Raw genomic sequence first — 13396 nt, 5'->3', positions numbered from 1 at the left:
GTAATGGATGTGGAGACACACTCGTTATAGGGTCAAGCGAACAAGTGCATGTGGTGGATGCCTTGGCGATCACAGGCGATGAAGGACGCGGTAGCCTGCGAAAAGCTTCGGGGAGCTGGCAAACGAGCTTTGATCCGGAGATGTCCGAATGGGGAAACCCGGCCCGTATGGGTCATCCCTTGCTGAATACATAGGCAAGGGAAGCGAACGCGGCGAACTGAAACATCTAAGTAGCTGCAGGAACAGAAATCAACCGAGATTCCCAAAGTAGTGGCGAACGAAATGGGAAGAGCCTTGTACTCTTTAGCAGCATTGTTAGCAGAACGGGATGGAAAGCCCGGCCATAGCAGGTGATAGCCCTGTATGCGAAAACAGCGTTGTGGAACTAGGTGTACGACAAGTAGGGCGGGACACGTGAAATCCTGTCTGAAGATGGGGGGACCATCCTCCAAGGCTAAATACTCGTGATCGACCGATAGTGAACCAGTACCGTGAGGGAAAGGCGAAAAGAACCCCGGGAGGGGAGTGAAATAGATCCTGAAACCGCATGCATACAAACAGTCGGAGCCTGGCAACGGGTGACGGCGTACCTTTTGTATAATGGGTCAGCGACTTACATTCAGTGGCAAGCTTAACCGATTAGGGAAGGCGTAGCGAAAGCGAGTCCGAACAGGGCGTTGAGTCGCTGGGTGTAGACCCGAAACCAGATGATCTATCCATGGCCAGGTTGAAGGTGCGGTAACACGTACTGGAGGACCGAACCCACTAACGTTGAAAAGTTAGGGGATGAGCTGTGGATAGGGGTGAAAGGCTAAACAAATCTGGAAATAGCTGGTTCTCTCCGAAAACTATTTAGGTAGTGCCTCGTGTCTCACCTTCGGGGGTAGAGCACTGTCATGGTTGGGGGGTCTATTGCTGATTACCCCGCCATAGCAAACTCCGAATACCGAAGAGTGCAATCACGGGAGACAGACATCGGGTGCTAACGTCCGGTGTCAAGAGGGAAACAACCCAGACCGCCAGCTAAGGTCCCCAAGATTGGCTAAGTGGGAAACGAAGTGGGAAGGCTAAAACAGTCAGGAGGTTGGCTTAGAAGCAGCCACCCTTTAAAGAAAGCGTAATAGCTCACTGATCGAGTCGTCCTGCGCGGAAGATGTAACGGGGCTAAGCCAGTCACCGAAGCTGCGGACGCGCGCAAGCGCGTGGTAGGAGAGCGTTCTGTAAGCCTGTGAAGGTGTCTTGTAAAGGATGCTGGAGGTATCAGAAGTGCGAATGCTGACATGAGTAGCGATAAAGGGGGTGAAAGGCCCCCTCGCCGTAAGCCCAAGGTTTCCTACGCAACGTTCATCGGCGTAGGGTGAGTCGGCCCCTAAGGCGAGGCAGAGATGCGTAGCTGATGGGAAGCAGGTTAATATTCCTGCACCGTCGTATGATGCGATGGGGGGACGGATCGCGGAAGGTTGTCCGGGTGTTGGAAGTCCCGGTCCCTGCATTGGAGAAGGCGCTTAGGCAAATCCGGGCGCGGAATTCAAGGATGCGGGGCGAGCGGCCTAGTGCTGCGAAGCAATTGGAAGTGGTTCCAAGAAAAGCCTCTAAGCTTCAGTCATACGAGACCGTACCGCAAACCGACACAGGTGGGCGAGATGAGTATTCTAAGGCGCTTGAGAGAACTCGGGAGAAGGAACTCGGCAAATTGGTACCGTAACTTCGGGATAAGGTACGCCCTGGTAGCTTGACTGGCCTGCGCCAGAAGGGTGAAGGGGTTGCAATAAAATGGTGGCTGCGACTGTTTAATAAAAACACAGCACTCTGCAAACACGAAAGTGGACGTATAGGGTGTGACGCCTGCCCGGTGCCGGAAGATTAAATGATGGGGTGCAAGCTCTTGATTGAAGTCCCGGTAAACGGCGGCCGTAACTATAACGGTCCTAAGGTAGCGAAATTCCTTGTCGGGTAAGTTCCGACCTGCACGAATGGCGTAACGATGGCCACACTGTCTCCTCCCGAGACTCAGCGAAGTTGAAGTGTTTGTGATGATGCAATCTCCCCGCGGCTAGACGGACAGACCCCATGAACCTTTACTGTAGCTTTGCATTGGACTTTGAACCGATCTGTGTAGGATAGGTGGGAGGCTTTGAAGCGTGGACGCTAGTTCACGTGGAGCCGTCCTTGAAATACCACCCTGGTTTGTTTGAGGTTCTAACCTTGGCCCGTGAATCCGGGTCGGGGACAGTGCATGGTAGGCAGTTTGACTGGGGCGGTCTCCTCCCAAAGTGTAACGGAGGAGTTCGAAGGTACGCTTGGTACGGTCGGACATCGTACCTAAAGTGCAATGGCAAAAGCGTGCTTAACTGCGAGACCGACAAGTCGAGCAGGTGCGAAAGCAGGACATAGTGATCCGGTGGTTCTGAATGGAAGGGCCATCGCTCAACGGATAAAAGGTACTCTGGGGATAACAGGCTGATACCGCCCAAGAGTTCATATCGACGGCGGTGTTTGGCACCTCGATGTCGGCTCATCTCATCCTGGGGCTGTAGCCGGTCCCAAGGGTATGGCTGTTCGCCATTTAAAGAGGTACGTGAGCTGGGTTTAAAACGTCGTGAGACAGTTTGGTCCCTATCTGCCGTGGGCGTTGGAATCTTGACGGGGGCTGCTCCTAGTACGAGAGGACCGGAGTGGACGTACCGCTGGTGTACCTGTTGTCTCGCCAGAGGCATCGCAGGGTAGCTATGTACGGAAGAGATAACCGCTGAAAGCATCTAAGCGGGAAACTCGCCTGAAGATGAGGATTCCCTGGAGGCTTGACCTCCTTGAAGGGTCGTTCGAGACCAGGACGTTGATAGGCTGGGTGTGGAAGCGCAGTAATGCGTTAAGCTAACCAGTACTAATTGCCCGTAAGGCTTGATCCTATAACCAGTGTGTTTTACCTGGTGTTCCGCTGTGCCACAGGCATACAGCACAACCCCATATCTTTACTACACCCAGATTCGCCCGCGCTGACCACACGTCAGCGCCGGCAACCCCTCATGCCTGGTGACCATAGCGAGTTGGAACCACCCCTTCCCATCCCGAACAGGACCGTGAAACGACTTTGCGCCGATGATAGTGCGGACTACCCGTGTGAAAGTAGGTCATCGCCAGGCTCTTATACCCAGAACCCCCAAGCCCAAAAGCTTGGGGGTTTTGCTTTTGCAGCGGCGGTTTTGCTCGCGCCGGCCAGCCGCCATGCCGCTGCCAAAGCGCGATTTACAAGACCCTATAGGGTGAGAGCGTCGATTGCAGATCGATGATTCTGGTCCGCACAGGGCTGCCGCCAGGCAGCCAATGCAGGCTTCCGGAGTAACCGCAACAGCACAGCCCGCTTGGAAAGTGCTTGACAGCCCCGGCAAGTTAAACCATAATCACAAGTTCTCTGCGGAGAGGTGCCCGAGTGGCTAAAGGGGGCAGACTGTAAATCTGTTGGCTTACGCCTACGCTGGTTCGAATCCAGCCCTCTCCACCAGAATGCAAGACAGCAGCCGGACTGAGCCGGTGAGGCAGGAAGTAACCGGGCGGGTGTAGCTCAATGGTAGAGCAGAAGCCTTCCAAGCTTACGACGAGGGTTCGATTCCCTTCACCCGCTCCAGTGCCCAGGTTGCCGTCGCAGAAGTAAGTCAAGATTCGCCCATGTGGCTCAGTGGTAGAGCACTCCCTTGGTAAGGGAGAGGTCGGCAGTTCGATCCTGCCCATGGGCACCATCAATACCCGCACTGGCAATTGCTACCGAGACAGGAGTCGCGAAATGGCAAAGGAAAAGTTCGAGCGGACCAAGCCGCACGTGAACGTAGGTACGATTGGTCACGTTGACCACGGCAAGACGACGCTGACGGCAGCGATTGCCACGGTGCTGGCTGCGAAGTTCGGTGGCGCCGCCAAGAAGTACGACGAGATCGATGCTGCGCCGGAAGAAAAGGCGCGCGGCATCACGATCAACACCGCGCACGTGGAATACGAGACGGCCAACCGCCACTACGCCCACGTTGACTGCCCGGGCCACGCCGACTACGTGAAGAACATGATCACGGGCGCCGCGCAGATGGACGGCGCCATCCTGGTGTGCTCGGCCGCTGACGGCCCGATGCCGCAGACGCGCGAGCACATCCTGCTGGCCCGTCAGGTTGGCGTGCCGTACATCATCGTGTTCCTGAACAAGTGCGACATGGTGGACGACGCCGAGCTGCTCGAGCTGGTGGAAATGGAAGTGCGCGAGCTGCTGAGCAAGTACGACTTCCCGGGCGACGACACGCCGATCGTGAAGGGTTCGGCCAAGCTGGCGCTGGAAGGCGACAAGGGCGACCTGGGCGAAGAAGCGATCATGCGCCTGGCCGAAGCGCTGGACACGTACATCCCGACGCCGGAGCGCGCCGTGGACGGTACGTTCCTGATGCCGGTGGAAGACGTGTTCTCGATCTCGGGCCGCGGTACCGTGGTGACCGGCCGTATCGAGCGCGGCGTGGTGAAGGTCGGTGAGGAAATCGAAATCGTGGGCATCCGCCCGACGGTGAAGACGACCTGCACGGGCGTGGAAATGTTCCGCAAGCTGCTGGACCAGGGCCAGGCTGGCGACAACGTCGGTCTGCTGCTGCGCGGCACCAAGCGCGAAGACGTGGAGCGTGGTCAGGTCCTGTGCAAGCCGGGCTCGATCAAGCCGCACACGCACTTCACCGGCGAGGTGTACATCCTGTCGAAGGACGAAGGCGGCCGTCACACGCCGTTCTTCAACAACTACCGCCCGCAGTTCTACTTCCGCACGACCGACGTGACCGGCTCGATCGAGCTGCCGAAGGACAAGGAAATGGTCATGCCGGGTGACAACGTGTCGATCACCGTCAAGCTGATCGCCCCGATCGCCATGGAAGAAGGCCTGCGCTTCGCTATCCGCGAAGGCGGCCGTACCGTCGGCGCCGGCGTTGTGGCAAAGATCCTCGACTGATTTTCAGGTCGAACTGGCGAACGCGGCACCAACCAGTCGCGTTCGTTTGCCAGAGGGGTTGGCGTAAAGCCGGCCCCACAGTTGTTTTAGGGGTATAGCTCAACTGGCAGAGCGTCGGTCTCCAAAACCGAAGGTTGGGGGTTCGATTCCCTCTGCCCCTGCCAAATCAATCAGCCGCGTCGCAGGAATACCTGTGACGCGGCTTAGTCTCGTTTGCGAAACATGGCTAATCCCAATGTCGAAACCGTAGGCGCCTCGACCGGCAAGTGGATGCTTGTGGTCGCGGTACTCCTGGTGGTCGCCGGAGTCATCGGTTTCTACGCGCTGGCCCAGCAGCCGTCGTACGTCCGTGGCGCCGCGCTTTTTGCTGGCCTCGCCCTCGGCGTTGTGGTGGCGCTGGTCTCCGCGCCGGGCAAGGACTTTGTGGGTTTTGCGCGTGAGTCGTACCGGGAAGTTCGCAAGGTCGTCTGGCCGACGCGCAAGGAAGCCGGTCAGATGACCGGGCTTGTGTTTGCCTTCGTGGTGATCATGGCGCTGTTCCTGTGGTCGGCCGACAAGCTCATCGAGTGGGTCATCTTTTCGCTCGTCCTGGGCTGGAAATAAGAGGTAGCACATGACGGATAACGCTCAGCAGGAAACCACGGCCGCAGAATCGCCCGCTTCGAAGAAGCGCTGGTACGTGGTGCACGCCTACTCCGGCATGGAAAAGAGCGTGCAGCGCGCGCTGCAGGAGCGCATCGAGCGCGCCGAGATGCAGGACAAGTTCGGCCGCATCCTGGTGCCCTCCGAAGAAGTGGTCGAGATCAAGGGCGGCCACAAGTCCGTGACCGAGCGTCGTTTCTTCCCCGGCTACGTGCTGGTGGAAATGGAAATGACCGACGAGACGTGGCACCTGGTGAAGAACACCAGCAAGGTGACCGGCTTCGTGGGCGGCGCACGCAATCGCCCGAGCCCGATCTCGCAGCGGGAAGTGGACAAGATCATGACCCAGATGCAGGAAGGGGTCGAGAAGCCGCGTCCCAAGACGCTGTTCGAAGTGGGCGAGATGGTCCGCGTCAAGGACGGCCCGTTCACCGACTTCAACGGCAACGTCGAGGAAGTGAACTACGAAAAGTCGCGCCTGCGCGTGACGGTCACGATCTTCGGACGTGCCACGCCGGTCGAGCTCGAGTTCGGCCAGGTCGAGAAGGTTTAAGGATTTTGTCCGGCGCAGCCGCTGAGGCGGCGCCGGGCGGATGGAGCGGTCCGCAAGGGCGCTCAAGAGGAGCGTGAGGTCATGCCCGGCATGACGATAGCGCGTTACGACTCAACAGGATCTGATTCCGCGACAGGAACGGATCCGGATTGGAGTAGAGATGGCCAAGAAGATCATTGGCTTTATCAAGCTGCAGATTCCGGCTGGTAAGGCAAATCCCTCCCCGCCCGTTGGTCCCGCACTGGGTCAGCGTGGTCTGAACATCATGGAGTTCTGCAAGGCGTTCAACGCCCAGACCCAGGGTATGGAACCCGGTCTGCCGGTGCCGGTGGTGATTACCGCCTTCGCCGACAAGAGCTTCACGTTCGTGATGAAGTCGCCCCCGGCGACCGTGCTGATCAAGAAGGCAGCCGGCCTGACCAAGGGTTCGGCCAAGCCGCATACCGACAAGGTTGGCAAGATCACCCGCGCCCAGGCTGAAGAAATCGCGAAGGCCAAGAACGCCGATCTCACCGCTGCCGATCTCGAGGCCGCCGTGCGTACGATCGCTGGTTCGGCGCGTTCGATGGGCATCACCGTGGAGGGTCTGTAAATGGCTAAGGTTTCGAAGCGCGTCGCCGCCAACAAGGCGAAGATCGAGCGCACCAAGTTCTACCCGATCGACGAGGCCCTGAGCCTGGTCAAGAGCTGCGCCTCGGCGAAGTTCGACGAGTCGATCGACGTGTCCGTGCAACTGGGCATCGACGCCAAGAAGTCGGACCAGGTTGTCCGTGGTTCCGTCGTGCTGCCGGCCGGTACCGGCAAGAGCGTCCGCGTGGCCGTGTTCGCCCAGGGCGACAAGGCTGAAGCCGCCAAGGCCGCTGGCGCCGACGTGGTGGGCATGGAAGACCTGGCCGAGCAAGTCAAGGCCGGTAACCTGAACTTCGACGTCGTGATCGCCTCGCCGGACACGATGCGTATCGTCGGTACGCTGGGCCAGATCCTGGGCCCGCGCGGCCTGATGCCGAACCCGAAGGTTGGCACCGTGACGCCGGACGTCGCCCAGGCCGTGAAGAACGCCAAGGCTGGTCAGGTGCAGTTCCGTGTCGACAAGGCCGGTATCATCCACGCCACCATCGGCCGCCGCTCGTTCGAAGACGCCGCGCTGAAGAGCAACCTGAGCGCCCTGCTGGACGCCCTGGTCAAGGCCAAGCCGGCCACGAGCAAGGGTGTGTACCTGCGCAAGGTCGCCGTGTCGTCCACGATGGGCGTTGGCGTCCGCGTCGAACAGACCTCGCTGGCAGCCTGAGCTGACGGCAACCGCCTGACCGGAACCCGATAACGCCGGCCAGGGGAAGAATTGAGGATCGCGGCGCTGCCGCGATCGTCGCAAGGCTTTGGGCAGTGGCATCAGCCAGGCAGATTTGCTGGGCAGGTGTTGCTGGTTATCAAAGACCGCTGGTGTTCACACCGCGACGGCTCTGCCGAAGCAGCGTGGACTTAATAGGTCGGCCCTTGCGGGGCTTGCCCCGATGGCCGCCGGCCCGCCAGCGCAGATGGCGCACCCGAAGGGATTGATGATGCCGGAGCATTCCGGTGGATTCGGGCCAATCGGACGCCGTTCGTTTGGACTGATGCGTGAGGCGACGGGCAACCGCCGCATTCGCATCGTTTTGGAGCTTAACCGTGCCACTCAATATTGAAGATAAGAAGGCCGTCGTTGCTGAGGTTTCGGCGCAAGTCGCCAAGGCCCAGACCATCGTCGTGGCCGAATATCGCGGCATTACGGTTGGCGATCTGACCAAGCTGCGTGCTACCGCTCGTCAGCAAGGCGTGTACCTGCGCGTTCTGAAGAACACGCTGGCTCGCCGTGCCGTCGAAGGTACGCCGTTTGCAGGCCTCGCAGAGCAGATGACGGGTCCGCTGATCTACGGTATTTCCGAAGATGCAGTGGCCTCGGCCAAGGTTCTGAACGACTTTGCCAAGACCAACGACAAGCTGGTCCTGCGCGCAGGGTCGTACAACGGCAACGTTCTCGATGCTGGCGCCGTCAAGGCCCTGGCTTCGATCCCGAGCCGCGACGAACTGATCGCTCAGCTGCTTGGCGTGATGCAGGCGCCGGTGTCGGGCTTCGCCCGTCTGCTGGCCGCGCTGGCTGCCAAGAACGCCGAAGGCGCTCCCGCGGAAGCGGAAGCCCCGGCTGCCTGAGCTGCCGCATAGACAGATCGCAATACCGATCCCGAATCAAATCTAGTAGGAGTAATCCAAATGGCAATCACTAAAGACGACATCCTGGAAGCCGTTGGCGCGATGTCCGTGATGGAACTGAACGACCTGGTCAAGGCGTTCGAAGAGAAGTTTGGCGTGTCGGCTGCTGCCATGGCTGTGGCTGCTGCCCCGGGCGCTGGCGGTGCCGCCGCTGCTGAAGAAAAGACCGAGTTCAACGTGATTCTGGCCGAAGTTGGCTCGAACAAGGTTGGCGTGATCAAGGCCGTGCGCGAGATCACCGGTCTGGGCCTGAAGGAAGCCAAGGACCTGGTCGATGGCGCACCGAAGCCCGTCAAGGAAGGCGTGGACAAGGCTGCTGCCGACGAGGCCAAGAAGAAGCTGGAAGAAGCCGGCGCCAAGGTCGACGTCAAGTAAGTGGTACCGCGCGTGCCTCTGTGGCACGCGGCAGGGGCTGGCAAAGGGAAATTCCCGGCGCCAGCCTTTTTGCGCTTATGCGGGTGTGTTCGATGCGGCACCCAGTTAGGGCGCAGACCGGTCCGGATGGACGAAATGTGAAGTAGCGTATGCTTCGGCAGGCGATATCGATCGCTGCCTCAGCAGAAGCCAAACATCAGTGGCACACTAGGTGGTTGCTGATGTTTGTCTTCTGAACCGACTGCAGAAGACAAGTTTGGTCGGGTGCCCCCCGGACGTGTGCAGGCATTGCGCCGTGCAATGACCACACCGTCCGCAGCGTGCGGGCACCGTCAGCCAGAGGTTGGTAGCGGCCAACCGCCAAATCCCCTCCCAGTCGCTGAACACCTCAGGTGCCGGCAAGGTCCAGCCAGTCCTGCGATGATTCGGAGATCCCATGGCGTACAGCTTCACCGAAAAGAAGCGCATTCGCAAATCCTTTGCGAAGCGTGCGACGGTTCATCAGGTTCCATTCCTGCTTGCCACACAGATTGAATCCTACACCCAGTTTTTGCAAGCGGAAACGCCGGCCGCGCGTCGCAAGAGCGAGGGCCTGCAGGCCGCTTTCAACGCGATTTTCCCCATCTCCTCCCATAACGGGCTTGCCCGTATGGAGTTCGTCTCGTATCACCTGTCCAACCCGCCGTTCGACGTCAAGGAATGCCAGCAGCGTGGCCTGACGTTCCACTCGGCCCTGCGCGCCAAGGTTCGCCTGATCATCAACGATCGCGAGAACCCGGGCAAGGTGAAGGAAGTGAAGGAGCAGGAAGTCTACATGGGCGAAATCCCGCTCATGACGTCGACCGGTTCCTTCGTGATTAACGGCACCGAGCGTGTCATCGTTAGCCAGCTGCACCGTTCGCCGGGCGTGTTCTTCGAGCACGACAAGGGCAAGACGCACAGCTCGGGCAAGCTGCTGTTCTCGGCACGGATCATCCCCTACCGTGGCTCGTGGCTGGACTTCGAATTCGATCCGAAGGACATCCTGTACTTCCGTGTGGACCGCCGCCGCAAGATGCCGGTGACGATCCTGCTGAAGTCGATCGGCCTGACGCCGGAACAGATCCTGGCCCACTTCTTCGTGTTCGACAACTTCACGCTGCAAAGCGAAGGCGCACAGCTGGAATTCGTGCCCGAGCGCCTGCGTGGTGAAGTCGCACGCTTCGACATCGCCGACAAGAACGGCCGCGTCGTGGTGGAAAAGGACAAGCGGATCAACGCCAAGCACATCCGTGACCTGGATTCGGCCGGTACCAAGCTGATCAGCGTGCCGGAAGACTACCTGCTGGGCCGCGTGCTGGCCAAGAACATCATCGACCCCGATACGGGCGAGGTGATTGCCAACGCCAACGACGAGCTGACCGAGACGCTGCTGGAAAACCTGCGCGAAGCCGGTGTCAAGCAGATCCAGACGCTGTACACGAACGACCTGGACCAGGGCCCGTACATCTCGCAGACGCTGCGTGCCGACGACACCGCCGACCAGACGGCCGCGCGGATCGCCATCTACCGCATGATGCGCCCGGGCGAGCCGCCCACCGAGGACGCCGTGGAAGCGCTGTTCCAGCGCCTGTTCTACAGCGAGGAATCGTACGACCTGTCGCGCGTTGGCCGGATGAAGGTCAACAGCCGCCTGTCGCGCCCGAGCGGCGAGGGCAGCATGGTGCTGCAGGACGAGGACATCCTCGAGACGATCAAGATCCTGGTGAACCTGCGCAACGGCAAGGGCGAAGTCGACGATATCGACCACCTGGGCAATCGTCGCGTGCGTTGCGTCGGCGAACTGGCGGAAAACCAGTTCCGCGCCGGCCTGTCGCGCGTGGAGCGTGCCGTGAAGGAACGTCTGGGCCAGGCCGAGACCGAGAACCTGATGCCGCACGACCTGATCAACTCGAAGCCGATTTCGTCGGCCATCCGCGAGTTCTTCGGTTCGTCGCAGCTGTCGCAGTTCATGGACCAGACCAACCCGCTGTCGGAAATCACCCACAAGCGCCGCGTGTCGGCCCTTGGCCCGGGTGGTCTGACGCGCGAGCGCGCCGGCTTTGAAGTCCGCGACGTGCACCCGACCCACTATGGCCGCGTGTGCCCGATCGAAACGCCGGAAGGCCCGAACATCGGCCTGATCAACTCGCTGGCACTGTACGCCCGCCTGAACGAATACGGCTTCCTGGAGACGCCGTACCGCAAGGTGGAAAACAGCAAGCTGACCGACCAGGTGGATTACCTGTCGGCCATCGAGGAAGGCAAGTACGTGGTGGCCCAGGCCAACGCGACCGTCGATGCCGAAGGCAACCTGATCGACGAACTGGTGTCCGCCCGCGAAGGTTCGGAGCGTGAAACCCGCATGGTCACGCCGGACCGCGTGCAGTACATCGACGTGGCGCCGTCGCAGATCGTGTCGGCCGCTGCATCGCTGGTGCCGTTCCTGGAGCACGATGACGCGAACCGTGCACTGATGGGCGCCAACATGCAGCGCCAGGCCGTGCCTTGCCTGCGTCCGGACAAGCCGCTGGTGGGTACCGGCATCGAGCGTACCGTGGCCGTTGACTCGGGCACGGCCGTTCAGGCAATGCGTGGCGGCGTGGTCGACTATGTCGACGCAATGCGCGTGGTGATCCGCGTGAACGACGACGAAGCCGTGGCCGGCGAAGTTGGCGTGGACATCTACAACCTGATCAAGTACACGCGTTCGAACCAGAACACCAACATCAACCAGCGTCCGATGGTGAAGGTTGGCGATATCGTTGCCCGCGGCGACGTGATTGCCGACGGCGCCTCGACCGACCTGGGCGAGCTGGCACTGGGCCAGAACATGCTGGTGGCGTTCATGCCGTGGAACGGCTACAACTTCGAGGATTCGATCCTGATCTCGGAGCGCGTGGTGGCCGAAGACCGCTATACCTCGATCCACATCGAGGAACTGTCGGTCGTCGCCCGCGACACGAAGCTCGGACCCGAGGAAATCACGCGCGACATCTCGAACCTGGCCGAAGCGCAACTGGCGCGTCTGGACGAGTCGGGCATCACGTACATCGGCGCCGAAGTGGAAGCTGGCGACGTGCTGGTGGGCAAGGTCACGCCGAAGGGCGAGACCCAGCTCACGCCGGAAGAGAAGCTGCTGCGCGCCATCTTCGGCGAGAAGGCTTCGGACGTGAAGGACACGTCGCTGCGCGTGCCGTCGGGCATGAGCGGCATCGTGATCGACGTGCAGGTCTTTACCCGCGAAGGCGTGACGCGCGACAAGCGTGCCCAGTCGATCATCGACGACGAACTGAAGCGCTATCGCCTGGACCTGAACGACCAGCTGCGTATCGTGGAAGGCGATGCCTTCCAGCGTCTGGAGCGTCTGCTGCTCGACAAGACCGTCAACGGCGGTCCGAAGAAGCTGGCCAAGGGCGCCAAGCTGACGCGCGAGTACCTGGCCGACCTGGACAAGTACCACTGGTTCGACATCCGTCCGGCCGACGAGGAAGTGGCTGCCCAGCTCGAAGCCGTCAAGGAAGCCATCGAGCAGAAGCGCCACGAGTTCGACCTGGCCTTCGAAGAGAAGCGCAAGAAGCTCACGCAGGGCGACGAACTGCCGCCGGGCGTGATCAAGATGGTCAAGGTGTACCTGGCCGTCAAGCGCCGCCTGCAGCCGGGCGACAAGATGGCCGGCCGTCACGGTAACAAGGGTGTGGTGTCGAAGATCGTCCCGATCGAAGACATGCCGTACATGGCCGACGGTACGCCGGCGGACATCGTGCTGAACCCGCTGGGCGTGCCGTCGCGGATGAACGTGGGCCAGATTCTGGAAACCCACCTGGGCTGGGCCGCGCGCGGCCTGGGCCAGCGTATCGGCGACATGCTCAAGGCGCAGGCCAAGGCCACCGAACTCCGTCCGCTGCTCGCGCAGATCTACAACGAGAGCGGCAAGGCGGAAGACCTGGACAGCCTGTCGGACGCCGAAGTGCTGGAACTGGCCTCCAACCTGAAGAAGGGTGTGCCGTTTGCCACGCCGGTGTTCGACGGTGCGCACGAGGCCGAAATCCGCCGCATGCTCGACCTGGCCTACCCGGACGAGATCGCCAAGGAAAAGGGCCTGACCGCATCGAAGCAGCAGGTCACGCTGTTCGACGGCCGCACCGGCGAGGCGTTCGAGCGTCCGGTCACGCTGGGTGTGATGCACATGCTGAAGCTGCACCACCTGGTCGACGACAAGATGCACGCGCGTTCGACCGGCCCGTACTCGCTGGTGACGCAGCAACCGCTGGGCGGCAAGGCCCAGTTCGGTGGCCAGCGTTTCGGTGAGATGGAAGTGTGGGCACTGGAAGCCTACGGCGCGTCGTACGTGCTGCAGGAAATGCTGACGGTCAAGTCCGATGACGTGAACGGCCGTACGAAGGTGTACGAGAACATCGTCAAGGGCGAGCACTCGATCGATGCCGGCATGCCGGAGTCGTTCAACGTGCTGGTGAAGGAAATCCGCTCGCTGGGTATCGACATCGACCTGGATCGCTACTGATCCAGGTTTGATGCGGGTGCCGGCACGGCCGGTACCCACCAGCGAAGGTTTCCCACAGGATTGA

8 protein-coding genes, 4 tRNA genes and 2 rRNA genes are annotated in these 13396 nt (G+C 60.6%); all 14 read left to right on the top strand.

All coding sequences use genetic code 11. The annotated features are described in order from the left end of the window. Positions 1-30 precede the first annotated feature (30 nt). Positions 31-2909 (top strand): 23S ribosomal RNA (locus EPAKOI_RS15260). A gap of 120 nt (positions 2910-3029) precedes the next feature. Continuing rightward, a 5S ribosomal RNA gene (rrf, locus tag EPAKOI_RS15255) occupies positions 3030-3143 on the top strand. A gap of 273 nt (positions 3144-3416) precedes the next feature. Further along, positions 3417-3502, top strand: a tRNA-Tyr gene (locus EPAKOI_RS15250). A 49-nt stretch (positions 3503-3551) separates the two neighbouring features. Then, positions 3552-3625, top strand: a tRNA-Gly gene (locus EPAKOI_RS15245). 37 nt (positions 3626-3662) lie between these two features. Then, positions 3663-3737: transfer RNA gene (locus EPAKOI_RS15240), tRNA-Thr, on the top strand. 44 nt (positions 3738-3781) lie between these two features. Beyond that, on the top strand, positions 3782-4972 hold the full coding sequence (tuf, locus tag EPAKOI_RS15235; protein ID WP_124683012.1) for an elongation factor Tu: 1191 nt from the start codon (positions 3782-3784) through the stop codon (positions 4970-4972). Between the two features lie 88 nt (positions 4973-5060). Further along, positions 5061-5136 (top strand) — tRNA-Trp (locus tag EPAKOI_RS15230). Between the two features lie 58 nt (positions 5137-5194). Then, entirely contained in the window at positions 5195-5575 is a 381-nt protein-coding gene (secE, locus tag EPAKOI_RS15225; RefSeq protein ID WP_124683013.1) for a preprotein translocase subunit SecE, read from the top strand. A gap of 10 nt (positions 5576-5585) precedes the next feature. Next, positions 5586-6167 carry a transcription termination/antitermination protein NusG gene (gene nusG / locus EPAKOI_RS15220; RefSeq protein ID WP_124683014.1) on the top strand — a complete coding sequence of 194 codons (582 nt, stop codon included), beginning with the start codon at positions 5586-5588 and terminating at the stop codon, positions 6165-6167. A gap of 160 nt (positions 6168-6327) precedes the next feature. Continuing rightward, a complete protein-coding gene (gene rplK, locus EPAKOI_RS15215; RefSeq protein ID WP_124683015.1) occupies positions 6328-6759 on the top strand; it encodes a 50S ribosomal protein L11 in 432 nt (143 codons plus the stop codon). Continuing rightward, positions 6760-7455 (top strand): 50S ribosomal protein L1, encoded by a 696-nt coding sequence (gene rplA / locus EPAKOI_RS15210; RefSeq protein WP_124683016.1) that lies wholly within the window; start codon positions 6760-6762, stop codon positions 7453-7455. Between the two features lie 377 nt (positions 7456-7832). Continuing rightward, positions 7833-8354, top strand: coding sequence for a 50S ribosomal protein L10 (gene rplJ, locus EPAKOI_RS15205; protein ID WP_124683017.1), 522 nt, complete (start codon positions 7833-7835; stop codon positions 8352-8354). 60 nt (positions 8355-8414) lie between these two features. After that, entirely contained in the window at positions 8415-8789 is a 375-nt protein-coding gene (gene rplL, locus EPAKOI_RS15200; RefSeq protein ID WP_124683018.1) for a 50S ribosomal protein L7/L12, read from the top strand. 436 nt (positions 8790-9225) lie between these two features. Next, positions 9226-13332: a DNA-directed RNA polymerase subunit beta gene (gene rpoB / locus EPAKOI_RS15195; protein ID WP_124683019.1), complete on the top strand. Its 4107-nt coding sequence runs from the start codon at positions 9226-9228 to the stop codon at positions 13330-13332. The last annotated feature ends 64 nt before the right edge of the window (positions 13333-13396 follow it).

The sequence above is a fragment of the Cupriavidus sp. H18C2 genome, from assembly GCF_049393795.1.
Classification (GTDB): Bacteria; Pseudomonadota; Gammaproteobacteria; order Burkholderiales; family Burkholderiaceae; genus Cupriavidus; species Cupriavidus pauculus_C.
The sequence above is the reverse complement of the archived record's forward strand: the minus strand, read 5'-3'. Positions and strand labels throughout refer to the sequence as shown.

Coding starts and splice junctions, on each gene's coding strand:
- rplA (WP_124683016.1), top strand. CDS start 6,760: ATGGCTAAGGTTTCGAAGCGCGTCGCCGCCAACAAGGCGAAGATCGAG.
- rpoB (WP_124683019.1), top strand. CDS start 9,226: ATGGCGTACAGCTTCACCGAAAAGAAGCGCATTCGCAAATCCTTTGCG.
- secE (WP_124683013.1), top strand. CDS start 5,195: ATGGCTAATCCCAATGTCGAAACCGTAGGCGCCTCGACCGGCAAGTGG.
- nusG (WP_124683014.1), top strand. CDS start 5,586: ATGACGGATAACGCTCAGCAGGAAACCACGGCCGCAGAATCGCCCGCT.
- tuf (WP_124683012.1), top strand. CDS start 3,782: ATGGCAAAGGAAAAGTTCGAGCGGACCAAGCCGCACGTGAACGTAGGT.
- rplL (WP_124683018.1), top strand. CDS start 8,415: ATGGCAATCACTAAAGACGACATCCTGGAAGCCGTTGGCGCGATGTCC.
- rplK (WP_124683015.1), top strand. CDS start 6,328: ATGGCCAAGAAGATCATTGGCTTTATCAAGCTGCAGATTCCGGCTGGT.